Origin of the sequence: Moraxella nasovis (assembly GCF_022701215.1) — a bacterium.
In the GTDB taxonomy this organism is placed as follows: Bacteria; Pseudomonadota; Gammaproteobacteria; order Pseudomonadales; family Moraxellaceae; genus Moraxella; species Moraxella nasovis.
Genome location: NZ_CP089976.1, coordinates 433,230 through 457,917, shown reverse-complemented (window position 1 = coordinate 457,917; position 24,688 = coordinate 433,230). Strand labels below are relative to the sequence as shown.

At 42.5% G+C, this 24,688-nt stretch carries 20 protein-coding genes; 13 read left to right on the top strand and 7 right to left on the bottom strand.

Features of this window, described 5'->3' with window-relative positions; translation table 11 throughout:
• Nucleotides 1-263: 263 nt before the first annotated feature.
• From LU293_RS02260 to LU293_RS02235, 6 genes are all read right to left on the bottom strand, one after another.
• Nucleotides 264-1,643: an APC family permease gene (locus LU293_RS02260; protein WP_242748307.1), complete on the bottom strand. Its 1,380-nt coding sequence runs from the start codon at nucleotides 1,641-1,643 to the stop codon at nucleotides 264-266.
• Nucleotides 1,644-1,899: 256 nt separating this feature from the next.
• Complete coding sequence (locus tag LU293_RS02255) at nucleotides 1,900-2,691, bottom strand: pteridine reductase (RefSeq protein WP_242748306.1); 792 nt, start codon at nucleotides 2,689-2,691, stop codon at nucleotides 1,900-1,902.
• 25 nt (nucleotides 2,692-2,716) lie between these two features.
• Entirely contained in the window at nucleotides 2,717-3,883 is a 1,167-nt protein-coding gene (locus LU293_RS02250; protein WP_242748305.1) for a tRNA nucleotidyltransferase/poly(A) polymerase-related protein, read from the bottom strand.
• A gap of 94 nt (nucleotides 3,884-3,977) precedes the next feature.
• Complete coding sequence (locus LU293_RS02245; protein ID WP_375540347.1) at nucleotides 3,978-6,308, bottom strand: NADP-dependent malic enzyme; 2,331 nt, start codon at nucleotides 6,306-6,308, stop codon at nucleotides 3,978-3,980.
• A gap of 189 nt (nucleotides 6,309-6,497) precedes the next feature.
• Complete coding sequence (gene hemB / locus LU293_RS02240) at nucleotides 6,498-7,502, bottom strand: porphobilinogen synthase (RefSeq protein ID WP_242748304.1); 1,005 nt, start codon at nucleotides 7,500-7,502, stop codon at nucleotides 6,498-6,500.
• A 78-nt stretch (nucleotides 7,503-7,580) separates the two neighbouring features.
• Nucleotides 7,581-7,991: an MCR_0457 family protein gene (locus LU293_RS02235; RefSeq protein ID WP_242748303.1), complete on the bottom strand. Its 411-nt coding sequence runs from the start codon at nucleotides 7,989-7,991 to the stop codon at nucleotides 7,581-7,583.
• A 274-nt stretch (nucleotides 7,992-8,265) separates the two neighbouring features.
• On the opposite strand from LU293_RS02235, the gene ruvB reads away from it, so the two are divergent.
• The 13 genes from ruvB to LU293_RS02170 all read left to right on the top strand — a co-directional run bounded on the left by ruvB (nucleotide 8,266) and on the right by LU293_RS02170 (nucleotide 23,402).
• The gene (gene ruvB, locus LU293_RS02230; RefSeq protein ID WP_242748302.1) at nucleotides 8,266-9,261 is read left to right on the top strand and encodes a Holliday junction branch migration DNA helicase RuvB; all 996 of its coding nucleotides are present in this window, start codon (nucleotides 8,266-8,268) and stop codon (nucleotides 9,259-9,261) included.
• Between the two features lie 245 nt (nucleotides 9,262-9,506).
• On the top strand, nucleotides 9,507-11,150 hold the full coding sequence (locus tag LU293_RS02225) for a TolC family protein (protein ID WP_242748301.1): 1,644 nt from the start codon (nucleotides 9,507-9,509) through the stop codon (nucleotides 11,148-11,150).
• A 56-nt stretch (nucleotides 11,151-11,206) separates the two neighbouring features.
• Nucleotides 11,207-13,411 (top strand): type I secretion system permease/ATPase, encoded by a 2,205-nt coding sequence (locus tag LU293_RS02220; RefSeq protein WP_242748300.1) that lies wholly within the window; start codon nucleotides 11,207-11,209, stop codon nucleotides 13,409-13,411.
• A 72-nt stretch (nucleotides 13,412-13,483) separates the two neighbouring features.
• Nucleotides 13,484-14,656 carry an HlyD family type I secretion periplasmic adaptor subunit gene (locus LU293_RS02215; protein WP_242748299.1) on the top strand — a complete coding sequence of 391 codons (1,173 nt, stop codon included), beginning with the start codon at nucleotides 13,484-13,486 and terminating at the stop codon, nucleotides 14,654-14,656.
• A 40-nt stretch (nucleotides 14,657-14,696) separates the two neighbouring features.
• Entirely contained in the window at nucleotides 14,697-15,089 is a 393-nt protein-coding gene (locus LU293_RS02210) for a DUF3465 domain-containing protein (protein WP_242748298.1), read from the top strand.
• A 40-nt stretch (nucleotides 15,090-15,129) separates the two neighbouring features.
• A complete protein-coding gene (locus LU293_RS02205) occupies nucleotides 15,130-16,338 on the top strand; it encodes a phospholipase A (RefSeq protein ID WP_242748297.1) in 1,209 nt (402 codons plus the stop codon).
• 3 nt (nucleotides 16,339-16,341) lie between these two features.
• Nucleotides 16,342-17,109 (top strand): ComF family protein, encoded by a 768-nt coding sequence (locus LU293_RS02200; protein ID WP_242748296.1) that lies wholly within the window; start codon nucleotides 16,342-16,344, stop codon nucleotides 17,107-17,109.
• Nucleotides 17,110-17,117: 8 nt separating this feature from the next.
• The gene (locus LU293_RS02195) at nucleotides 17,118-17,660 is read left to right on the top strand and encodes a type IV pilus modification PilV family protein (RefSeq protein ID WP_242748295.1); all 543 of its coding nucleotides are present in this window, start codon (nucleotides 17,118-17,120) and stop codon (nucleotides 17,658-17,660) included.
• Nucleotides 17,660-18,685 (top strand): prepilin-type N-terminal cleavage/methylation domain-containing protein, encoded by a 1,026-nt coding sequence (locus tag LU293_RS02190; RefSeq protein ID WP_242748294.1) that lies wholly within the window; start codon nucleotides 17,660-17,662, stop codon nucleotides 18,683-18,685. The genes LU293_RS02195 and LU293_RS02190 overlap by 1 nt, the downstream gene beginning before the upstream one ends.
• On the top strand, nucleotides 18,682-19,347 hold the full coding sequence (locus LU293_RS02185; protein ID WP_242748293.1) for a hypothetical protein: 666 nt from the start codon (nucleotides 18,682-18,684) through the stop codon (nucleotides 19,345-19,347). Before LU293_RS02190 ends, LU293_RS02185 begins: the two co-directional genes overlap by 4 nt.
• Nucleotides 19,334-21,892, top strand: a complete 2,559-nt coding sequence (locus LU293_RS02180) for a PilC/PilY family type IV pilus protein (protein WP_242748292.1) — start codon at nucleotides 19,334-19,336, stop codon at nucleotides 21,890-21,892. The genes LU293_RS02185 and LU293_RS02180 overlap by 14 nt, the downstream gene beginning before the upstream one ends.
• A 15-nt stretch (nucleotides 21,893-21,907) precedes the next feature.
• A complete protein-coding gene (locus tag LU293_RS02175; RefSeq protein ID WP_242748291.1) occupies nucleotides 21,908-22,312 on the top strand; it encodes a prepilin-type N-terminal cleavage/methylation domain-containing protein in 405 nt (134 codons plus the stop codon).
• A gap of 316 nt (nucleotides 22,313-22,628) precedes the next feature.
• Nucleotides 22,629-23,402 carry a hypothetical protein gene (locus LU293_RS02170; RefSeq protein ID WP_242748290.1) on the top strand — a complete coding sequence of 258 codons (774 nt, stop codon included), beginning with the start codon at nucleotides 22,629-22,631 and terminating at the stop codon, nucleotides 23,400-23,402.
• Between the two features lie 103 nt (nucleotides 23,403-23,505).
• Here the strand turns inward: LU293_RS02170 and LU293_RS02165 are convergent, their stop codons facing one another.
• The gene (locus LU293_RS02165; RefSeq protein WP_242748289.1) at nucleotides 23,506-24,549 is read right to left on the bottom strand and encodes a type IV pilus twitching motility protein PilT; all 1,044 of its coding nucleotides are present in this window, start codon (nucleotides 24,547-24,549) and stop codon (nucleotides 23,506-23,508) included.
• Nucleotides 24,550-24,688 lie beyond the last annotated feature (139 nt).

Below are 24,688 nucleotides of genomic sequence, written 5' to 3'. Positions count from 1 at the left end.
TTAAGTCCATCTATCTTTATCTAAAGCTCAGGTTTGGTGTTTGATTTGTGTTGTTGTTTGGCTTAAGAAAGTTTTTTTAATGAAGTAAAGGGCGTGCATTAAAAGATTTATTTTTTAAAAGATGCTTAAGATAGCAAATTTTAGAATAAATGTAAGCTAAAATTAAGCGTTGGATAATTAGGGTAAAATCCTTTTTATTCTGATGATTTTAGGCATAAAAAATCCCATCATGCGATGGGATTTTTGGTGAGCATAAAACAGTATTATTCATGCTCGTTATACTGGGGTACAGGTTTTTTAAATCCAGAAGTTTTAATACCAAGCCATACAAAGCCAAGTGCTGCCCAAGCTAAGCCGACATTTAGTGTAATTTTATCCACTTCAAGCCACATTAAAAATACGCTGATAAAGCCAAGCACAGGCACGACAACATAGCTAATAAATTGTTTTAGCGAGCCGACTTTCTTATCACGGATGGCATAACGAAAGATTACCGATAGATTTACAAAGCTAAATGCCGTCAATGCACCAAAGCTGATTAGGTTTACCACCGCCTCAAGGCTGATAAAACCTGCGGTTAAGGCAACTGCACCTGCAATCAGAATGTTATTTACAGGCGTAAAGAATCTTGGGCTAATTTGACCAAAGATTTTATTACTAATCACGCCGTCACGACCCATGACATACATCAGTCTTGATACACCTGCGTGAGCTGATATGCCTGATGCCATTACTGTTACGATAGCAAAGCCAAGTACCCATGCTTGAAATAGTGAGCCACCAACCAACATCAAGACTTCAGGCTGAGTCTCATCAACAAGCTCAAAGTAAGTGCTAGGGTTTGATGGGAAGAAGACTTGCATAAAATAGGTACTGATGATAAAGACCACACCTGCGATGAGCGATGTTAAGATCATGGCTTTTGGTAGGGTGTTTTTGACGTCTTTGGTCTCTTCAGCAAGGCTTGATAATGAATCAAATCCTGTGAACGAGAAGCATAAGATGGTCGCCCCTGTGATGAGTGCACCGACTGATGTCATCTCATTCCAAAATGGCTTTAAGCTCCACATTTCATAAGCGTCTGCCATGATTGTGCCATCGGCATAAGTCCCCATTTGCAGCTTAGTATAGATCAAATAGACGAACACGCCGATGACAATTAACTGTACAAACACAATCCAGCTGTTAAAATAGGCAACCACTTTTGAGCCAAATATATTCACCCCAGTCATAAGAGCGGTAAGGCTAATCACCCACACCCAGTGATTTACACTTGGGAAAAGAGCTTCTAAATAGATTACTGCCAAGATGATATTGACCATCGGTGATAGCAGGTAATCAAGCCAGCTTGACCAGCCAACCATAAAGCCCATAGATGGGTTGATTGAGCGTTGGGTATATGTGTAAGCAGAACCAGAAGAAGGATAGGCTCGGATCATGTGCCCATAGCTGATAGACGTCAGCAAAATAGCAACCAGAGCGAAGATATACGACATCGGCACATGACCGCCACTGTCACGAGATACCATACCGAAAGTATCTAATAAAGTCATCGGCTGAATATAGGCAAGACCGATGATAATGACGTGCCATAGTCCAAGATTTCGTTGCAACTTAGCAACGTTAGTAACAGGTGTACTCAACGTAGAGTCCTCCAAAAGCGTGCGTAAACGCAAAAAAGAGAAAAGCGTTGGGATCTTAATACTGTTATCAAACGTACTTTTGGCAGATTGATTAATCTGTTATCGGGTGTGTTTGAGATTTGATTAAGCTATCAACTCCAAATATTTACAAAATAAATCCCAAAAAACCAACTTAGCTTTGGGATTGTGAAAATAGAACGCACATTTTACACGAAAATGTAAAAAATACCAAATACTTTGTAAAAAACCAGCAAGATTAATAAGGCAGCGTAAGACTTCGTCCACCATCTACTGGTAACACTTGCCCTGTGATGTAGTCAGTTGTTGCCAAAAAGAGTACAGCTTTTGCGATATCGCTTGGCGTGCCAATTTTTGCAAGTGGGATGGAGTGCTGCATATGTAATGCAAAATCATCGTCAAATTGTGGGCTATCTTCTGGCAGAATGTTCACGCCAGGCGATACGCCATTAATGCGTACATTTGGGGCAAATTCCAAAGCAAGAGATTGTACCATCGCAAGCTGAGCGGCTTTTGCCATAGTGTAGATGGGGTGCTTAATAAAAGGCTTGCCCTGTGCGTGAATATCTAAAATGCTGATAATGCTACCACAGTTTTTGACAAGCTGCGGATAAAACAGCTGACTTAAGATAAGCGGTGCTTTGGCATTGGTTAAAAATAAATCATGCCAATGGCGATGTAGGGTGTCAAAATGAGTGGCATTGAGTAGGTCTGTCTTAACGTTACTAGGATAAAAGCTTGATGCATTATGCACCAGTATATCAAGCCCACCAAAGGCATTTATAACTTCGGTATAAAATGTATGGAGCTGAACCATATCATCAACGACTGCCAAGTCTGCTTGTATCACCTTAGCAGAGCTTGGTCGGATAGCATTGAGCGAGCTTGCAAGCGATGCAGCATCATTTAGACTTTTATTGCAGTGAATAATTACATTAAAGCCAAAGCTATGAAATGCCATAGTGATGGCTTTACCGATACGCCTACTACCCCCAGTGATTAGGGCGGTTTTTGTGTTTTGAGCTTTCATATTTATCATCACATTAAGTGTAAAATTATATGCTATCGTCAGTGTGTCTGCTTAAGGCTTGTAGTGCCATGATACGCAGGCGTGTCAGCTCATCGCCGATTGCCTTACCCTTTAGATTGGTATCTACATCATGAATGCTGACACTTTGGTAGGTACTAATGGCTGATTTTAGGTAATTTTTATCTAAGTTTGTGCCGTGCAAGATATCAACAGCGTCCATCAGCTTAAAAAGGCTGTCATCGCCTTTATGAGCTTTGGTGTTTTCAATAAGCTTTAGCAATGTGTCCGCCTTTAAGTGCTTTAGGTCTATCAAATCATCGTGATGAACCAAAAACAGTTGGGCGAAATTTTTTATCGCATTGGGGATTTTTAGGGTGCTTGCGATGGCATTTAGCTGAGCCAACTGATTAGGGTCATTTAAGAATACGCTGATTAATAGGCTAAATTTAACCCTGATAGGCTGGTGGAAAGCAGCAGCTAAAGCGGTGAAAGTCGCGGATTTAGCGGCAGGGTTGTTCGCCCATGATGTGGCAAGATTAGGTAAAATAAATGGCAAGATACCGAGCTTATCTAAAAGACTAAAATACGCAAAGCCATGCACTTCATCTAGGGCTTTAGTTGTCTCTGTCCAGATACGCTCACAGCTTAGCTGAGATAATTCGCCACGGTTGGCAATCTGCTGCATGAGTTTTACGGTATCTGGATGAACATGAAACCCTAAGCCAAAAAACCGAGCAAAAAATCGAGCCACTCTAAGTACACGCAGTGGATCTTCATCAAAAGCACCTGATATATGACGAAGGGTTTTATCTGCTAAGTCTTTTTGTCCACCATAAGGGTCGATAATTTCTGTTGTTTTTGGAGTATCATCAAACAGCCCCTTAGTTTGGATTGCCATGGCGTTAATCGTCAAATCTCGCCGAAGCAGATCATCTTTTAAAGATACATTGGTCGTATCTACGCTAAAGCCCTGATAGCCTTGACCTGTCTTACGTTCGGTTCGTGCTAAGGCGTATTCATCATGGCTGTATGGATGTAAAAACACAGGAAAATCTACCCCTATTTGGGTAAAGCCTAAGTCAAGTAAGTCTTGTGGTGTCGCTCCCACCACGACGAAATCCTTGTCCTTAACGGGTAGGTCTAGTAAGGTATCACGGACGCTGCCACCGACAAGATAAGTCTTTAGTGTCATTTATGGTAATCTTGATTTAGTTTAAATTTTTATCATTTACTATAACATAAAAAAGCACCCCATTTGAGTGCTTTTTTATGAATTGATTTATTGATTATTTAGCCACTTGTTGGGCGTCTGAGACAGCGATTGCTGTCATATTTACGATACGGCGTGCTGTCGCTGTCGGTGTTAAGATGTGTACAGGTCTATCTGCACCAAGTAAGATAGGGCCTATCGCTGCTGAGCCTGTTGCTGATTTTAGCAGATTAAAGGCGATGTTGGCACTATCAAGTGTCGGCATGATTAGTAGGTTTGCTGAGCCTTTAAGTGTGCTAAAGCTGTAATCTTGGTTGCGTAAGTTGGCATCTAATGCCACATCACCATGCATCTCACCATCAAACTCAAAATCGACATCCATCTGTGTCAATAAGTCATGCACTTTGCGCATCTTAGTGGCTGAATCTTTATCAGAAGTACCAAAATTTGAGTGCGACAGTAGGGCAACTTTTGGTGTAATACCAAAACATCGCACGCTTTCTGCTGCTAGTATGGTCATCTCCGCCAACTCTTCTGCTGTCGGATCTTCATTAATGTAGGTGTCTGCAATGAAGATGTTGCGGTTTTGCATAAGCACAGCACTCATCGCATAAAATTGGCTGATGCCATCACGTTTGCCAATAACACGGCGTAGGTAATTTAAGTGCAGATGGTAAAAACCAAATGTGCCGCAGATGAGACCATCGGCATCACCAAGCTCTACCATGAGTGAACCATGCAAAGTGGTCTTACGACGGACATCTCGGCGAGCCAGCTCAAGGCTGATGCCATCACGCTGCACTTTTTTATAATAGTGGTCGTAATAGACGTCGTTGCGTGGGTTGTTCATCGGATCGATGATGGTGATGTTTTTGCCATCAATAAGACGCAGTCCTAAAGACTTGATTTGTTGATTGATAACATCAGGGCGACCGATTAAGATTGGTTTGGCAATCTCTTCATCGACGACTACTTGCACCGCTCTTAGAACGTTAATATCTTCGCCTTCAGAATAAACGATGCGTTTAGGGTCTGATTTAGCTTTATTAAATACAGGTTTCATTGCCAAAGCAGAGTTATAAACGAACTCAGAGAGCTTTTGGCGATAGATATCAAAGTTTTCAATCGGCAATGTCGCAACACCGCTATCCATCGCTGCTTTTGCAACTGCTGGAGCGATTTCTAAGATTAGGTTTGGTTCAAGCGGGCCTGGAATAAGGTAGTCGCGTCCAAATCTTTTGGCTTGATCTAGCGTTGTAACGTGTTCGTTGGTTGAAGAGTCGCTATGTGCCATGGCAGCGATGGCATGCACACAAGCAAGTTTCATTTCTTCGTTGACGGTTGTCGCACCAACATCTAAAGCCCCACGGAAAATATAGGGGAAGCATAGAGCGTTATTGACCTGATTTGGGTAGTCTGAACGACCTGTTGCCATAATGACATCTGAGCGAACCGCATGAGCAAGTTCTGGCATGATTTCAGGCGTTGGGTTGGCAAGTGCAAAGATGATTGGATCTTTTGCCATAGATTTGACCATTTCTTGGCTAACCACGCCCGGCCCTGATAGACCTAAGAATACGTCGGCATTTTCCATCACTTCTGCCAAAGTCGTCTTATCGGTATCACGAGCATAACGCAGTTTAGATTCATCTAGCTTATCACGCTTGGTGGTGATGACGCCTTTAGAATCTAGAACATAGATGTTATTTTTATTTACACCAAGTGCCACGACTAAGTCAAGGCAGCTAATCGCTGCAGCCCCCGCTCCTGAGCAGACAAGCGTAATATCGCTGATGTTTTTACCGTTTAGTTGTAAGGCATTTAAAAGAGCGGCAGCTGAAATAATGGCTGTACCATGCTGATCGTCATGGAACACAGGAATGTTCATGCGTTCACGCAGTTCACGCTCGATTTTAAAGCATTCGGGGGCTTTAATGTCTTCTAGGTTAATGCCACCAAACGTTGGCTCAAGACTTGCAACAGTTTCGATGAATTTATCAGGGTCGTTTTCGTTAATCTCAATATCAAATACATCTACACCAGCGAACTTTTTAAATAGCACACCTTTACCTTCCATAACAGGCTTAGATGCTAAAGCACCGATGTTACCTAAGCCAAGCACGGCTGTACCATTGGTGATGACACCCACTAGGTTGGCACGAGCAGTGTACTTAGCAGCAGCAGATGGATCTTTTTCAATCTCAAGGCAAGGTACTGCAACACCGGGAGAGTAGGCAAGAGCCAAGTCACGTTGGTTTGCCATTTGTTTGGTTGGGGTGACTGAGATTTTACCAGGGCGGGGATGTTCGTGATAGTGTAGGGCATTTTGTTCAAACTGCTTTTTTTGTTGGTCGGCGTCGCTGTTAAAAGCGGTGTCATCAACTCTTTCTTGGGCTGTTGCTGTCATGATGTACCTTGATTTATTTTAATGAATAATGGTAAATTTATTCTAACATGATTTTTGGGCTTCTGCTAGGTGCAAGTTAATGGGCTTGTACAAAATCTAAGCTAAAAAGTAAACAGGTTTTGCTCTGTGTTAGCGGCTGTTTTAGGATATAAATTGACAGCCCCACATTGTTTAGTGGAGCTGTTTTTATTATTCGTTCATCAATTGAGCTGCTCTTAGGGCAAAATAACTTAAGATGCCATCGCAACCAGCACGACGAAATCCGATTAAACTTTCTAAGATAACTGTCTCGGTTAGCCAGCCGTTTTGGATGGCTGCCATGTGCATGGCATACTCACCAGAAACTTGGTAAGCAAAAGTCGGTATGCCAAAGCAATCTTTTACTTCACGAACCACATCAAGATAAGGCTGGCCTGGTTTTACCATTACCATGTCCGCCCCTTCGCTAATATCTAGGGCGACTTCATGTAAGGCTTCAGCTCGGTTAGCAGGGTCCATTTGGTACTGCTTTTTATGACCTTTTAGGTTGCCACTGCTGCCCACTGCATCACGAAATGGGCCGTAGTAGGCAGAAGCGTATTTGGCAGAGTAAGCCATGATGGCTGTATTATGAAAGCCTTCAGTTTCTAGGGTTTGACGCATCACGCCGATACGCCCATCCATCATGTCGCTTGGTGAGATGATGTCTGCTCCTGCCTTAGCGTGAGCGAGCGTCTGCTTTACAAGGGTATCTATGGTGATATCATTTATCACATAGCCTGACTGGTTGATGATACCATCTTGACCGTGGGTGGTATAAGGATCTAAGGCGACATCTGTCATGACAGTCATCTCTGGTATGGCGTCCTTAATGGCAGACACAGCACGGCAGGCGAGCGTATTTGGGTTATAAGCTTCTTCGCCATGTTCGCTTTTTAGTTTTGGGTCAATGACAGGAAAAATATCAAGGGTGCGCACGCCGTTTTGGTAGAGTTCTTTGGCGTGATTAATTAGTAAGTCAATAGATAGGCGTTCGACATTTGGCATAGACTGGATGGATTGACGTTCACCTTTGCCATCTAACACAAAAACAGGTGCGATTAGATGGCAGGGTTTAATGTCGGTTTCACTGACCATTGCACGAATGGCATCTGTTGTACGCATACGGCGTAGTCGTGTGGCAGGGTAAGTGCGATTGAAGGTATAGTTTGTCATGAGCATCACCAAGTATGTTAGCTTTTAGGTGCTTATCATAGCATATTTTTACTTGGTTTTGGCGTAAGTCTTAGCTTGCTAAAAGGTCATTTTGGTAAAATCTTGGCACATTCGCTGATTGACTGACCAAGGGTAGCTTTGTGTCCAGTCACGCATCTTTTTGAGAGTTAAGCGGTATTTGGGTTGGCTTGATAAGAAATTAAGTGTGTCTTTGGGATTGCTTGTGTGAGTGATGAATATAGACAGCTGTTGGCGATAAGCGTAGGCAAATTCAACCCGCTCACTGGGGTTTAGCATAGATGGACACATCTCTGAAAACACCTGTAAAAGGGCGATTTCATAAAGACTTGCATTTAATTCAGCGTAGTTTGATGAGCCGACAGCTTTAATAGCACCAGCATGACTTGACTGAATCGCCCCAAGTAGTAGAACACAAACAAAGCCAGTGATGCAAAGCGAGTCGACAGATACTGTGATTAATCTCTTCATACAACATGATTATGACTTAAAGTGCGATTATAATAAAGGGTTTGGATTAAAAAATCACATCACTTATCAGCTCTTTGTGTAGGTTTATTGTAGTGACAAGCGGGTTATTGCAACATAATTGTAATATTTATAAAAATCTGTAAGAATTCCCTGTGTTAGTGCAAAATAAACGAAAGAATCTCGTGATTGCTTATTTATGGGTAATTTAAGACAAACGATGATAAATCCTTTATACTATGCATGATCAAACTTTATAAATATAAAATGCTAAATCATGACCTCTTTTAACCGCTTAATCGACCCAAATCCCAAAAAAGATGATCTACTTGATCGTGCCATCCGTCCTGCGACACTAGCTGACTATATTGGACAGCCAAAAGTTCGTGAGCAGATGGAAGTGTTTATTACTGCTGCCAGACGCCGAGAAGAAGCTTTAGATCATGTGCTGATTTTTGGACCGCCGGGACTTGGTAAAACCACACTTGCTAACATCATAGCACGTGAGATGGGTGGTAATTTACGCTCCACATCAGGGCCTGTACTAGAAAGAGCAGGTGATTTGGCAGCGATGCTTACCAACTTAGAAGAAGGCGATGTGCTATTTATTGACGAAATTCATAGACTAAGCCCTGTTATCGAAGAAATCTTATACCCTGCGATGGAAGATTATCAGCTAGATATCATGATTGGCGAAGGCCCAGCTGCTCGCTCCATTAAGCTTGATTTACCCCCGTTTACACTTGTGGCAGCAACCACTCGGGCAGGCCTACTCACCTCGCCACTAAGAGATAGGTTTGGGATTACTCAGCGGCTTGAGTTTTATGATGTAAACGATCTTAGAACAATCGTACAACGTTCAGCAAGACTAATGGGCATACAGATGGACGATGGCGGTGCGTTAGAAGTTGCTCGTCGCAGTCGTGGTACGCCACGAATCGCTAACAGACTGCTGCGTCGCGTGCGTGATTATGCTGAAGTAAAAGGCGATGGCTTAGTAAATGCGGTCATGGCTGGCAATGCCTTAGATATGTTATCGGTGGATAAGCAGGGGCTTGATCACCTAGATAGGCGTTATCTGCAGATGCTTAAGGAAAGGTTTAATGGTAGACCTGCTGGGGTTGAGGCGATCGCTGCTGCTATGGCAGAAGATCGTGGCACGCTTGAAGATGTGATCGAGCCTTATCTGATTCAGCAAGGCTATATTCAAAGAACGCCAAAAGGACGTATTTTACTTGATAAGGTGTACCAAGATTGTGTTTTTGACGCTTAACGATGATTAAAACGTTACTCATCTGTGTGTCTATCTGATTATTTTGTATTTAATTTGTGATTAAATGCTAGATTGATGATGGTGAGTAGCGTTTATTTTAGCTTTTTTGGTTATAATTTTGCTATAATAGCTAAGCTTTATGGTATGGACTGGCTTTGTGGCATTAAGTTAATCCATTAAGAATTGAGCTTTCGTATCACTATTTAGATTATAATATCAGACCAAGTTAATTTGGCAATTTAACCATGAAAACATCACAAAAAACACAACGTAAACTCAATAAGCTAAAAGTTGCTTTGGGTTTTGCGATAGTCAGTCTGTGCAATCAGGCAGTGGCAGGCGTAAACCCCATTCAGGTGAACGAGCTAATCTCTTATGCAGTGCAAACACACCCACTCATCAGTGCTGCACGTGCCGACCAGCAAGCAACGACCGAGGGCGTAACAGCAGCAAAATTAGGGTTCTTTCCGACGCCATCTTTAAGCACAAGTCATAACAACGCAAATGGCATAACAACAAGTCTAATTGTGCGTCAGCCAGTATGGACAGGGGGTAAGCTGACTGCTGATGTGAACCGAGCTATTTATGACGATAAAGCAGCAACAGCTAAGATTTTAGAGCAACAAAACACTGTCGCTAAAAATGCTATTGATATTTGGCAAGGCTATATCTATTCATTAGCACTACAAGAACTGTATGTCAGCAATCTTAAGCAGCTTGATGAGTTTGAGGCAATGATGAAGCGACGTGTTGCCCAAGGTGCTTCAGCAAAGATTGAACTTGAGTTGATTACCAACCGTATTTTACAAGACCAAAATGCCTTACAAGGTGCTATTGAGCAACAAAAAATTGCCGAAGCACGACTAGAGCAGCTGATTGGACAGCCGATAGAGCGGATAGAATCTGGTCTTTCTTTGGCTAAAATGACTCAAGAAGTGAAGAAAAATGCAGCCAATTTTGGTCAGTTGGCGTTCGGTGATATTAGCCGAACTCATCCGATTGTTATAAGACAGCAGTACGAAATTGAGGCGGCACGCCAAGATGTGAAAGCTCAAAAGGCAAACTATTATCCCAAATTATACGTCCAGTATGAGAATAATTACCACCACCGCACACGCGACCATTCAGATGATGTGATGGTTGGCGTAAGCTATGATCCAGGAGCGGGGTTTTCTAATTTGGCGTTGTCACGTGCGTCCGAATCTCGTGTCCAAAGCTTAACCCAAAGCCAAGAAGCGGCTAGGCGTACCGTTATGGAAAACATACAAACACAGTATCAGCAGTTCATCAGTGCAAAAGATCAAGAGTTGTCACTTACTGCTGCAGTAGGTGGTGCTCAAATTGTGCTTAATTCATATCGCCGTCAATTCATCGCAGGGCGAAAAAGCTGGCTTGAGGTGCTAAATGCTGTGCGTGAGCAATCGCAATACGAGCAGCAGCTACGACAGGTGCAAGCTCAAATGATTGCAAGTTTTTACAAACTACAAGTAGATTTTGGGCTGATGCCATGGCAACAAGGCTATAAGCTTGATGTGAATCGTCATGCTGAGTTTAGCCCATTTAAAGAGCTAAGTACAATAGTTGCTAAGACCAACGAGATTTTAGCAGTGTCTAATTCAGCAGTGCCTAATGAGAATGATGAAGATGACATTAGTCAAGACAGTATCATGCATCAACATCATCATTTAGCAAAAAACCAAGTTAAGTTTCGTTCAGAAGAAGCAAGCATTCGCCAAGATGGTACGATGATTAGTATGCCTTATAATATGAATGATAATCAACCTAAGACTAATGGCAAAAGCCAATTACAATCTGTTGATGAAGTGCAAGAAGAAGTGCTAATTGATGAGGTGCAAAGCCACCCTAATGATATCAAACTTAGCCAGTAAGTGTTATATATTAAAAGTTACGATAAGCCGCCAAACAATCAAGGAATCTTTGTCACATGCTCGAGCAAAATCATCAGGTTTCTACCACAATACTAAACCCAGAAGAACTTGCATTTGCCTTATCAATCCTGCTAAAAGAGCAGGGTTTTCCAGTGGATAAGAGCCGTTTGCAAACTGCATTAGATCGCACAAAGGGGATTAGTGACCCTTATTCTAGTATCATGACGATGCTTCAGATACTTGGTGTTCACGACATTCCTGAGCGTCTTGATGCACCAGATGGAGCGTACATGCCATTGATTGCTTATCATAAGACTTTGGGTTTTGGTCGTATCGTCCAACAGCCCCAAGAAAATCAATGGTTATTCGCCCAAGAGCATGGCTCACGCCACTGCAAGGCTGACGAATTTAGCATGGTTGCTCGTGTTATACTTCATGAGAACCAAGCCCTAAAACAAAAAGTATCCTTTAAGACATTATTGACCGATAGCGTAAAAAGTCACAAAAACGTCATCATAGAGGCAGTGATTGCATCATTCATCATTAGCTTGCTTGCATTGGCAGTTTCTTTGTTTTCAATGCAAGTCTATGACCGTGTGATTCCGACCCGCAGTCAGTACACGCTGATTATCTTATCAAGTGGTGTGGCATTGGTGATTTTATTTGAAGCTTTTATGAAATTTGCCAGATCTAAAGTAATGGATCGCATGGTTGCAGGTATGGATCAAGGCTTATCACGAGCAATTTTTGAAAGACTGCTTAAGGTGCGTGTTGATAGTATGCCTAATTCGGTAGGTTCTTTGGCAGCACAGCTTCGTGGTTATGAGCAAGTTCGCAGCTTTTTTACAGCAAGTACGCTATTTACCCTTGTTGATCTGCCGATGAGTATTTTATTCATCATCTTGATTGCTGTTATTGCGTCACCATTTGTAGCTTTAGTGCCAATTATTGCTGCAGTCATCGGCATCTTTTTAGGTCTGATGAATCGCAAAAAAATTGATAAGATTGCAGCTGAGGGAGCATCAGCTTCATATGCCAAGACGGGTATTTTGGTTGAGGCGGTTGAAGGTGTAGAAACCATCAAAGCGGGTGCGGGTAACTGGAAATTTTTATCACGCTGGTTGAATGTGACAAACCAAACAACCACGAATGACTTAAAAATGCGTCATGCACAGGATAATTTAAATTATAGTGTGCAAATGCTTCAACAGGTCAGTTATGTGGGTATTGTCATCACAGGTTCATTTATTGTCATGAGTGGACAGATGACGATTGGTGGGCTGATTGCCAGTACCATTCTTGGTGGTCGTGTATTAGCTCCTATTATGAACGTGCCAAATATGTTGGTGCAGTATTCGCATGCTAAGGCATCACAGGCAAACATCGAAAAATTATTTGAATTGCCCCAAGACAATGCCGGTGTCAGCTATCCTTTATCACCATCAAAAATTTATGGAAATTATCACTGCAGTCAGGTTGGGTTTAATTACCAAGGTAATGAAAGAATGGCATTGCGAGTGCCAAATCTCACCATCCGTGCAGGCGAGCGTGTGGCAATTTTAGGTGCGATAGGCTCTGGAAAATCAACCTTATTAAAGCTGTTATCTGGCTTATATGCCCCAAGCAGTGGTCATATTTTGCTTGATGGACTTGACATGACGCATTTAAGTCGTGAAAGTTTGTCTGATCAAGTAGGTTATCTGCAACAAGACCATCGACTATTTCAAGGCACACTGCGTGATAATTTACTAATTGGTATGCCAACACCATCTGATGACGTGATTAATCGTGTATTACACCGCACAGGATTAATCCGATTGGTGTCTAATCACTCAAGCGGTTTAGATTTGCCAATTAGTGAAGGCGGCAAGGGTTTATCTGGTGGGCAAAAACAGCTTGTTGCATTTACACGACTTGTTTTGACTCAGCCGTCAGTCTGGTTACTTGATGAACCGACAGCGTCTATGGATAATTCGCAAGAACAGCAGTGCTTGCAAGTATTGGCTCAAGAACTTCAAGACCCAAGTAAAACTTTGATTGTCTCAACTCATAAGCTTGGTTTGTTATCGCTCGTTAATCGAATCATTATTATGGCAGATGGTCAAGTTGTGATGGATGGTCCAAAGCAAGCCGTTCTTGAGCAACTACGCAAAAATGAAGAAGAGGCTAAAAAACAACAGGCAAAAGTTGTGAGTGAGCAACAAGCAAAATTACAAGCTCAGGCAAAACAGCAGCCAGAAGATGGGTCGCAAAGCGAATAAGGACCTGATCGGTGAATTTATATATACGCCAGCTGCAAACATTTGCCGCTGCAACTGGAAATGGAAATTAAGATGTCAAATACATATCAATACCAACCTTACAAGCCGGATACCAGCCGTGCAAGAATCATCGTATGGGTCGCTTTGGTGACTGTGATTGCATTGTTGACTTGGGCTTATTTTGCTAAGATTGATCAGGTAACTCGTGCCACAGCCACCGTTATTGCAAGTGCTAGAACCCAAGAGGTTCAGGCATCTGAAGGTGGTATTCTGACTCAGCTGTTGGTTCAAGAGGGTGATGAAGTCAGACAAGGTCAACTACTTGCTGTGCTAGAAGAAGAGCGAGCGCAGGCAGCGGTAGATAATTCAGCAACTAAAGTTGCCGCCTTGCAAGCCCAAGTATCTCGCTTGGAGGCTGAGATTTTTAATAAGCGACTTGTTTTTCCAGAGAGTGTTTATCGCTACCCTGAATATATTCAGAACCAAACAGAGCTTTACAACAGACGCCGCCAAGCTATCCAAGAAGATGTATCATCATTACAAAATATGCTAGAACTTGCAAAAAAAGAGTTGCGTATTCATGAACCGCTTTTAGAGGCAGGAGATGTCAGTCAAGCAGAGGTGATTAAACTACAAAGGCAAGTATCTGATGTTGAAGCTCAGATTGCCAATAAGCGTAATAAGTACTTTGAAGAAGCACAGGCAGAACTGACAAAAGCCCAAGAAAATTTAGAAGCAGAACAAGAACAGTTGCGTGAACGCACCCAAGTTTTAGGTGAGAAGCGATTGATTGCACCGACTGACGGCAAGGTCAAGAATATCGAAGTAACCACCATTGGTGGTGTGGTGCGAGCAGGTGATACCATCATGCAGCTTTTACCAACAAGCAGTGATTTGATTGTTGAGGCAAAAGTCAGCCCTGCAGACATTGCTTATGTCAAAGAAGGTCAAGTGGCAAGCGTTAAGCTAGATGCATACGATTATTCGATTTTTGGTGCTATGAAAGGCGAAGTGACTTACATTAGCCCAGATACGCTAATGGAACGCACCGAACGAGGTGAAAAACCTTATTATCGTGTACAAATTCACATCTCTGGAGCGGAGTTTTCAGGTCGTGCAGATGATATCGTCATCCGTCCTGGTATGACAGCAAGTGTTGATATTAAAGCGATGGAGCGTACAGTCTTATCTTATCTAACCAAGCCGATTACCAAGACATTATCTGAGGGCTTTGGCGAGCGTTAATTTAAAGAAGATGAACGTGAAGGTGTATTTAGGCGTTATTATGGCGGCATTATTAAATGGTTGTACAAGCGACGATACGAACAATCAATCTGGGTGCCAAAATGACGTCGCCATTCACAGCTTTCAAAATCACCACTCTAATGTGCAAGTTTTAGCTTGTGGCGTGGTGGTTGCGATATTAAAAGATGATAACCGTGGCAGTCGTCATCAGCGATTTATTGTGCAGTTATCTAACTCATCTCAAACGGTACTTGTGGTACACAATGTTGATGTCGCTCATCGTGTCAATGGGCTAAATGAGGGTGATTTTGTTGCGTTATATGGTGAGTATGAATATAACGATCAAGGTGGCGTTATCCATTGGACGCATCGAGATGTCGCAGGTCGCCACCAAGACGGCTATATCAGCCATAATGGCGTGCGGTATTATTGATTTTAGTGAAGTTTAAGTCGACTATTTGGTAGAAGTGACGATGAAATTATCATGTGCAATTAAGGCGTTAAGCCTGTCTATGCTTGCATTAAGTGGCGCTGCGTATGCTAATGACGTGGCAAGTCAGACAGATGCTAAAAGTGTAAATGAGCTTGGATTTGATCAAAAATCTAAGCAAAACTTACTTGAAAAATGCACCCAGATTACTGTAAATACGACCCGCTTAGCATGCTTTGATCAAGTTATGGATAATGAAGACACCAAAGTATTGGCAGATAAAAAACCCATCGTCATCAGCCAGACTATTAAGAGTATTTTTACTGGTGATCCTGCTTTGGTGCGTGATGATGTGCTGTCTGTTGGATTGACGATAGAACAGCAGGCAAAGAATACAGAAATTGTAAAAAGTCTAAATCAGCGTTATTCACCACTTAGCCTTGCTTATGATTTAGATAAGAACAGCGAACAAGGCTTATGGACTGCCAGACCACATAACCCAACTTATGCATTGCCATTATTCTTAAATGCTCGCCCAAACCGTAGCCCAGGGACGCCTAACCAAAGAACGCAAGATTTCTCGTTAAATGAAATGCGTGAAGCTGAGTTAAAGTTCCAAGTGTCCTTAAAGACAAAGGCTGCTGAGGACTTGTTTGGCACTGACGCTGATTTATGGATGGGCTACACTCAGCAGTCACATTGGCAGGTATATAATGAAAACAGCTCTCGTCCATTTCGTGCCCATGATTATCAGCCAGAGGTGTTTGTAACTCAGCCTGTGAAAGCGGATTTGCCGTTTGGTGGCAGTTTGCGTATGCTTGGAGCAGGTTTGGTACACCATTCTAATGGAGAAAATGATCCGCTATCACGTTCGTGGAATAAAGCATATTTGATGACTGGTATGGAATGGAATAAGCTGACGGTTATGCCGCGTTTATGGACAAGAGTTTTAAAGGGAACTGACTCAAAAAAGCCTGATGATAATCCTGATATTTTGGATTATTATGGATATGGTGATATAAAATTTATCTATGAGCTTGATAAAGGCAAAAATATCTCAGGAACGGTGCGTTATAACCCTACCACGCATAAAGGAGCATTGCAGCTTGACTATGTACGCCCGCTTGGTAAAGGCGTGAGTGGCTACATTCAGTTTTTTAAAGGCTATGGGCAGTCGATTATTGATTATAACCATGAGTCAACGACGCTGGGTGTAGGTGTCATGCTAGACAGTGGTTGGACTGGGCTTTAACGATTGGTATCACATCACATTACCACGATTTTACCACCTTATCCGCTTGCTGTGTTACCTAGAAAATGGGTGATGCAGCATGGTCGGCAGTTATCTTTTTTAGCTTGTCGCTGTGTGCTGTGCCGACAAGTCATGATAAGGCAGAGTCTGCTATCACAGTTATATGATCCGTGCTGCGCATTTTTATGCGAGACTTGCCATAATCTTACCACTTGGCAAGTGCCAATGGCAAAAATTCCAACCAGCAATCGTAAGTTACCGCTATTTGCGGCAAGTTTTTATCAGTATCCGATAAACCATGCGTTAAATGCCTTTAAGGATAAAGAGCATTTGCCTTCTTTTTTGATGTTAATTCACGCATTAAACCTTCTGCCAAAGCCAGAAGGGGCAAGCAGGCATAATACCGTGATTATCCCTGTACCAACGACCAACCAGCGTCTAAAGCATCGGGGTTTTAACCCAACACTTGCATTGGCTCGTTATCTGTCTTATCACTGGAAAATCCCTGTTTGGCAAGGGGTGGTAAGGATCGATGATGCTTCTCATCAGCGTGGTCTTGATCGTGACAAGCGTCTAAAAAACATCAAAAACGCTTTTTACGTTTCAAAAGTGTTATCTGTCAAGCAAGCGGTTTTGTTTGATGATGTGGTCACCACAGGTGCAACACTGTCTGCTATGGCGAGTGCGTTATGGCAAACTGACCCAGATTTAAAGATGTTGGCGGTGTGTGTCGCTCACGGTCGAGATGGATTTTCAAAGTTAGGGGGCTAGGATAGGCGATGATAAAACAAAGTGGCTTTAGCTTGATTGAAGTATTGGCAGCACTGATGATTTTTTCGGTGGCAATTTTTGGGATTTTAGCAATATTTCTAAAAACAGGCCATGCCAGCAAAGACGCCTATATCCGCACTCATGCGACGACACTACTAACTTCTGAATCTGAAAAAGTCCGATTTATGAATCACGCCCAAAAACAAAGCTACACAGCGACGTTTATACCGCTGATTCAGGCGGTGCAGTCGGATACGCCCTTAATGAATTATCAAAAGTTAGCCCAAGCTATGAATAGACCGAACTGCCAAACTGCGGTGTGCCGTAATACTGAGTTTGGCAAGGCAAATGCCATCAGTGCTGCTCACTATGCCGCCAATGAACAGGCGATGATTATCGCCCAATTTTGCCCACACGCACCACAGAGTATCTGTATTATCATCGCTTGGGGTGATACCAAGCCACTAATAGGCTCAGCAAAGCCTGCATGCATTAACACCAAAGGGCAATATCATAGTGGAGCAACCTGCGTATATTTGGAGAGTTATTAGTGCGTGAACGTGGCTTTAGCTTGCTTGAGTTGATGGTTGTGCTTTTGATTAGTAGCGTTCTGCTTTTGGCATTAATGCAAGTGTATACGCTTGGCATAAAAAGCACAACCACCCAAAAAACCACGGCAGAGTTAATGGCTACTAAGACATTTGCCCTGTCAGATATGGTTAAAAATATCCGCTTAGCAGGGCTTGATGTAGGCGATGATATATTGTCTGGTGGTGCAGCTGGTGTATTAACAGATGTTAATCAGCTGGCTAAGCAGCACTTACAAGGCGGTCAGGCTTTGTCCTCGCTATTGACACGCATGGATCAAGAGGGTACATCGCATACGACAGATAGACGGTCTGATCAGCTGACGATTATTTATCGAGCTGCCCAAGATATGTACGACTGTGAGGGTGCTTTAGTGCTTGGACCTAGGCAGGTCAGGTTATCGTCTGGTAAGCAGGCTATGATTGCAGGGCAAGTGGTAATTGAGCGGTATTTTATTGGTGAAAGTGTATCATCTGGCTCTCCTACTAACCAAGATAGTTCATCTAAATCTTTGAGCCTGCGGTGCGATGCTGGTAAATTTGTTCCTGAAGCGATTAAGCGAGATGGCACCAGAAATGGTAAGTCAAGTATGTATAATCACGCCATTATTGATGCACAAAGCCCTAAGGCGAAAAAAGTAAATACCATCTATCAGTTTGGTGATAATGGCGTGGTTATCGCTGATGATGTGGTTGGGTTTTGGGTGCAGATGAGCATTCAGACGACTGATGGAGTGCGGTGGCTGTCTCCCAAGCAATACCACGACGATTATGCCAAAACCCACCAGCACAAGCCTATCGTTTTGCTAAAAGTCGCTTTACTGAATCGTTCATCGGTTGCGATGCCAACTGATGATGTAATGCCAGCTGCATTTGACATTTTTGGTAAGCGTACCCAGATTCAAGAAAATTATCTCAATTACCGCCTAAAATTACATCAAGTAGACATTGCATTAAGAAATGTCGCAAATGAAGGTGTATTGCCATGAATGTCAAGTCATCTGATGGTATGGAGCAAGGTTTTGTATTGGTGGCAGTGTTGATTGTGCTGTTAATTTTAAGTGTGTTGGCAGCGGCATTTATTAAGCAAAGCCTGACAGATGCACGCTTAGCACAGGCAAGTCGCACGATGGAATTATTACTAATAACAGCCGATAAGGCTTTACAAAGCCTAACCACTCCTAAGGCATTGGCAATGGCAGCGTCTGAGCGTGGCGTAATTGGTAAGCTAATTGACATACACCAAAATAACGTTGATGATACATCGGTTGCCATGCTGTGCTATACCCCCACACTTGGCGAACAAAATTTTCAGGCGGTTCGTGCAAGTTTCAATCAATCATCAAAGGGTTGGTGTGATTTGAGTGCTGCAAATGCAGTCCAAATGTGGATAATGGTGCAAAACGAACCCATCCAAGGGGATTTTCGTCATATCCGCACAGGTAGATCTGCAGATATGGCAAATGAGCAGTTCGCTTATGGTGTAAACTTGCGGATTAGTGCGTATGCATTGGCGGTGCAAATCAATGGAAAATTGGCACATCAGGCAGTATCTTCATGTATGAGCGTATCTCCAAAGCAAAGTGTAGAGTGCCTAACTAAAGCAGGCGTATTTTATCAGATGGCTGTCCAAGAGTATGGGTATGAGTAGTTGGCGAGCGTGGATATACTTGGCTGTGTTGGCATTTACCAATACAGCGTTTGCTAATGGGTTTGGATCAAGCATTCTTGCAAATATAGCACCATCTTTAGATAGTGTGCTAATTTTTGAGATAGATAACAGCACACGCAGTGGCGTTCGCTCTATTCAGCAGGCTGATAAGATATGCGATGTATCAGGCGATATGGTTATACATAACCATGTAATGGCACAGTCAGTGCAGATTGGCGATGAACGTATCACTTATACCATGCACGGCTGTCGTCGTGGTAATCAAACCATCTATGATGCTAAATCAGTAGCGACTGCTGCGTTACTGACTTTATTAACAAAAGATTTTTCTGTAGACCACCTTGCTATCGTCGTTCATGGTGATCATGGTTCATCATTCATAAAGTCACAAGATACCCAAGCTGGGCGGGCAGCATTGGCCAAAAAGATTGCTCGTTTATCTACCGATGACCAAAGCTTAAGCCGCATCTTTGATGATAATCATCAGTGTTCGTCACACGTTAAAATTCAAGCAAATGCCACTTATGCAGAACATTTAGATACACAAATCCATCAGATTATTACTACTGCCATTCATCAAGTGCCAAATGATACAACGCCTGTGGTGAGCATGATGCACACTCATGGCGATCATGTATATGTCGCAACAGCACATCAAAAAGAAGGTCGCTGGCACGGTAATTTGCTAAAATTTCCTGCAAAACACGGTAATTTAACTTGGCAGTATGGCAAAGACGGTGACGGGCGATTGACTTGGCTTGGTGGTGTTGATGTATGGGCAGCATCTACAGATGTCGGCATGAATGCACAGCGAAAGATACACCCTCAGGATAATTCAATTTGGGTGCGTCAATCCCCAACATCCGACAAATTTGTTCAGCTATCTATCGGCAAGCGTGATATTATTGGGCTTCGATTGCTTAAAGATGGCTATTCTGCCAGTCAGCTGATCCATTTGGTACAGCTTTTGGGGGTGGATACGTCAGGCATATCAGCAGCTGTAAGTAATAATGAACTGACTGATATACTAAATGCCAGAGCAAGACGTGGTGTAAAACCGACTATGGGGGCGATTGTTCACAGACCCTATATTCATGATCGCCTAATGATTATCACAGATACCCAAGGTGTCTTGCGTGGGGTAAATCTAGACAGCGGACGGCAGGTGTTTGCGATTTTGCCAAGACTTATAACAGGTCAATTTGGACTAGATGCCGCTTGGGTTTTGTCAGATTTTAAGCAGGGTGATGCCAGTCGTATGATGGCAGTAGGTGGCTTTGGTGAGAGCGATAAAGGGATTACTGCACTTGACATTACCAATACATCTTATGGCGTAGCTCCAAGACTATTATACGATTTGACCCCATCTGATTTACCTAAGCTGTCACATATTTATGCTGCTATTAGTGCAACACAGCTGACGCTAGCAGATGGTAAAACTGTGCCTGCTCTTATCTTTGGCGGTGGCACGACACCTTGTCATATGCCTTTTATCGCTTGTGATGGAGCGTCTGCAAATGCTATCTATGCTGTGCACGCAAGATCTGGCCAATCTTTAGCGGTATGGACGTCGACAAAAGCGATGAATGACAGTCGTCTGATGGTGCATGACATTGCAGCGCCGCTAACCTTAATTGATAAAGATCGTGATTTTGTAGCTGATCATCTGTATGCTGCTGATCTAGGCGGTCAGATTTTCCGTGTGGATTTCGTGGGTGATATAGAGCACTCACCTGTATGGCGTATTTTTTCGGCACATGGTGATTATTTTGCATCAGATCGTAGCCGAGTGGCATTTTACCAAAAACCACAAGTTAGCTTGCACCGCATAGCAGGGCGTAAACGCACCGCAGTCATTAGCATTGCTTCATCTCACCAATCACCACATTTAGCAGATGATAAAAGTTATCTTTTTGGTGTGTTTGATGATGGCTTAACAAATCAGATAAACCATGCCAAAAGCCGCCATATTACCCAAGATGGGCTTATCAGATTAGATGGCAGATCAAATGCAATTTTACCAAATCAGATTCGTCATGCTCGTGGGTGGTATCGCACGCTTAAGGTGGGTGATGATTTTGCAAGTGGTAGCTATGATGGCAGGATTTGGCATGCTGTGCATAACCCAAAGCAAAGTATGCACTACCTAACAGCTTATAAGTATCTTTTACCAAAGCCATCTTGCCAAGGCTCACCGATTATATCGCAACTGCAAGGGTATTGCTTACCCTTTGGTGTGTGCCAAAACCGCAGTAATGGCAACTTACCAATGAGCTTTGTGGATTCTGTGGATGGTATGGGTAGTATGAGTACGATGGTAAATGGCGTTTGGCAGGTGAATTTGATTAATAAAAATAATCAGCATTCATCTATAAATACCCCAAAGTCTGTGGGCATTCTCACTCCAGATGATACCACCAAAGACGCTCCGACTGCGGTGGAAAATGATGTGAACACGCTAAGTGGCGTACTTGTACCACAACGATGGTATGATTTTCGCTTGCTTAATCATAACTTAGAGTAATATCATGGATAGATTATGAACCAAAGAGCTGTTTTAGGATTTACTTTAGTTGAACTTTTAGTTGTACTGGTGATTATAGCGGTGCTTGTTATGATTGCGATACCCCGCTATCAAGCCCATCAAGCAAAAGCAGCTAAACTTAATCTGATGAGTCAGATGCAAAGTCTAGCTACAAGGCTAGATATGGCAACGACTGTAAAAGGCGTTCATTTATTGGATTTAGATGATTATCAAGGTTTGTCTGATGATGGTGATTATCAGCTAAACGCCCAAGCAACGGGTAGTTTTTGGCAAATTGTTGCCACACCCATATCTAAAAATGCCCCAACATTTAGCTTAGACCAAAACGGTAAAAAGTGCCAGCATCAAGACGATAAAAGCCAGTGTGGCATGGGCGATGAGTGGTTAGTGCAGCGGTGATAAGCGTGCCATATTTGGTAGCGTGACCCATGATTCACAAAATAAGCCATTGTTTATCATAAGAAATGCAGAAAATCAGGATAAAATGTGGTAGAATAGCCCATTGTTATTGAAAAATGGAATGTTTACCCCATAAACTGGGTGTAATACATTCTTAGTTTGTATAATTTTTGTAACAATTGGTTACATAAAATTACAAAAAGCATATAAAAATGATGATGACAAAATCAATCAAATGCTTTTTAATAGCAAGCAAGATTTGACCAGTATTTTTAATTTCTTATAGGTCAATAAACTTAACTTTTTGGAGAAGCGAATGAAAGCTATCAAATTATCTGCAATCGCAGTTGCTCTATTATCTACCACTGCTATGGCAAATGTGGTAACTGACGGCGTTAAAACTACTGGCACAACCGTTGTGAACAGTGGCAAGACTCTATTCACTACCCTATCTAAGCCAGCATCTATCAGTGCTGAAGTGAGCACACTAGGTTACGGTGGTAGTATCGCATGGTCTGCAAACGAAAAAACTGAAGTTGTTGCTGGTTGGAACGGTGCAGACACTGAAGGTACTGTTGACCTAAATGCTAACGACTCATACCTAAACTACAAAAAAGTACTAGGTAAAGGCTATGAAAACTTCAAAGGTGATTTTGCCTACGATCTAAGCCTAAACAACCCATACATCGGTGTAAACCTACGCCCATTTGCTAACAGCGTTACTGTAAGCACAGGCGTGATTTATAGCGATAACAAACTAAAAGCAAAACTAAGCCCGAAAGCTGGTGAAACTGCCGACATTTCTATTGATGGTAGAACACACACTATCGGTTCTGGTGAAAGTGTAGCGATTGAAGCAAAACACAAAAACACACTAGCACCTTATGCAACTATTGGCTATCGTCCAAACCTAAGCGAGCGTTGGGGCTTGTTTGGTGAAGTGGGTGCAGCTTATGTAGGTGACATCAAAGCCGATGTTAAATCAAGTGCTAAAGATCTGGTACTAGAAAGTGATGTTAAAAAAGAATTTGAAGAAGCAAGCCTTGAGTGGTGGCCTATTGTTAAAGTTGGTGCAACTTTACGCTTCTAATCTAATCTAGTATAGATTAAACCAAAGAAAACAGCATAGTTATGCTGTTTTCTTTTTTTTGTAGTTGATTCAATAAATAAGCGACGTTTATTTAAGGTGTATTTTACAATTTAATATCTTTTGTGTAGATTTTGCTCGTTTCTTGGCTGATAAGCCCCTGATTGACAAGCTTAGCTAGTGCTTGATCAAGCGTTGTCATGCCTTGGTTCAGACCAGTTTGCATGGCTGAGTGGATTTGGGCTAATTTATGTTCTCGTATCATATGACGAATGGCAGGCGTGCTGATGAGAATTTCGTGAGCCGCTATTCTTCCGCCACCGACTTTTGGCAATAATGACTGGCTGACAACTGCCTGTAGCGATTCTGAGAGCATGGTGCGAATCATTGCCTTATCATCTGCATTAAACACATCCACAATCCTATCAATTGTCTTTACCGCACTAGCAGTATGTAGCGTTCCTAGCACCAGATGACCTGTTTCAGCGGCGGTGAGTGCTAAGCGAATACTTGCCAAATCACGTAGCTCACCCACTAAGATAACATCAGGATCTTCACGCAAAGCGGACTTTAATGCTTGCTCAAAGCTTGCCGTATCTCTTTTAACTTCACGCTGACTAATTAGGGAGTATTTAGCATGATGGATAAACTCGATGGGATCTTCGATGGTGAGTATGTGCTTATTTTGGGTGTGGTTGATATGGTCAATGATGGCGGCTAGTGTGGTAGATTTACCAGAGCCTGTCGCCCCTGTGATGAGTACTAGACCTTGTGATAATGTGGCGATTTTCTCAAAAACAGCCCCAAAAGATAGCGAGGCTAACGTAGGAATGCTATCTGGAATGTGGCGAAAAACAGCCGCTACACCACGATGATGAGTAAAAGCATTGACACGAAATCTCCCAACTTGAGGAATTTGTAAGGCGTAATCTAGCTCTTTTTGGGAACAAAATTCATCAAACTGACCATCTGACATGGAAGCTTTGATAAGTGCAATCGCAGCATCAGCACTAAGCGGCGGTAAATCAGTGCGAGTAATTTGCCCGTCTATACGCATGATGGGCGGCTCGCCAGTACTTAGGTGTAAGTCGGAGGCGTGATGATGTGTTACAAATGCAAGTAATTGATTAAGGTTAGGTGTGTTTGTCATTGTGATATGGGTAAAATAGATATTAAAGCACGTTTACTGGTAGATGAAAAGCGTTTTATGCTTTAAAATACATGCTAAAGGTTTTTAGACTCAAAATATCTATTTTATGGTGGGTTTGTATTTGATGATAAATAACCGT

What these genes read in the sequence shown, in the direction of transcription:
- LU293_RS02170 (WP_242748290.1), top strand. Translation starts at nt 22,629, where the DNA reads ATGAAAGCTATCAAATTATCTGCAATCGCAGTTGCTCTATTATCTACC.
- LU293_RS02165 (WP_242748289.1), bottom strand. Translation starts at nt 24,549, where the DNA reads ATGACAAACACACCTAACCTTAATCAATTACTTGCATTTGTAACACAT.
- ruvB (WP_242748302.1), top strand. Translation starts at nt 8,266, where the DNA reads ATGACCTCTTTTAACCGCTTAATCGACCCAAATCCCAAAAAAGATGAT.
- LU293_RS02185 (WP_242748293.1), top strand. Translation starts at nt 18,682, where the DNA reads ATGAATGTCAAGTCATCTGATGGTATGGAGCAAGGTTTTGTATTGGTG.
- LU293_RS02210 (WP_242748298.1), top strand. Translation starts at nt 14,697, where the DNA reads ATGGCGGCATTATTAAATGGTTGTACAAGCGACGATACGAACAATCAA.
- LU293_RS02250 (WP_242748305.1), bottom strand. Translation starts at nt 3,883, where the DNA reads ATGACACTAAAGACTTATCTTGTCGGTGGCAGCGTCCGTGATACCTTA.
- LU293_RS02220 (WP_242748300.1), top strand. Translation starts at nt 11,207, where the DNA reads ATGCTCGAGCAAAATCATCAGGTTTCTACCACAATACTAAACCCAGAA.
- LU293_RS02180 (WP_242748292.1), top strand. Translation starts at nt 19,334, where the DNA reads ATGGGTATGAGTAGTTGGCGAGCGTGGATATACTTGGCTGTGTTGGCA.
- LU293_RS02255 (WP_242748306.1), bottom strand. Translation starts at nt 2,691, where the DNA reads ATGAAAGCTCAAAACACAAAAACCGCCCTAATCACTGGGGGTAGTAGG.
- LU293_RS02215 (WP_242748299.1), top strand. Translation starts at nt 13,484, where the DNA reads ATGTCAAATACATATCAATACCAACCTTACAAGCCGGATACCAGCCGT.
- LU293_RS02245 (WP_375540347.1), bottom strand. Translation starts at nt 6,308, where the DNA reads ATGACAGCAACAGCCCAAGAAAGAGTTGATGACACCGCTTTTAACAGC.
- hemB (WP_242748304.1), bottom strand. Translation starts at nt 7,502, where the DNA reads ATGACAAACTATACCTTCAATCGCACTTACCCTGCCACACGACTACGC.
- LU293_RS02205 (WP_242748297.1), top strand. Translation starts at nt 15,130, where the DNA reads ATGAAATTATCATGTGCAATTAAGGCGTTAAGCCTGTCTATGCTTGCA.
- LU293_RS02195 (WP_242748295.1), top strand. Translation starts at nt 17,118, where the DNA reads ATGATAAAACAAAGTGGCTTTAGCTTGATTGAAGTATTGGCAGCACTG.
- LU293_RS02225 (WP_242748301.1), top strand. Translation starts at nt 9,507, where the DNA reads ATGAAAACATCACAAAAAACACAACGTAAACTCAATAAGCTAAAAGTT.
- LU293_RS02175 (WP_242748291.1), top strand. Translation starts at nt 21,908, where the DNA reads ATGAACCAAAGAGCTGTTTTAGGATTTACTTTAGTTGAACTTTTAGTT.
- LU293_RS02235 (WP_242748303.1), bottom strand. Translation starts at nt 7,991, where the DNA reads ATGAAGAGATTAATCACAGTATCTGTCGACTCGCTTTGCATCACTGGC.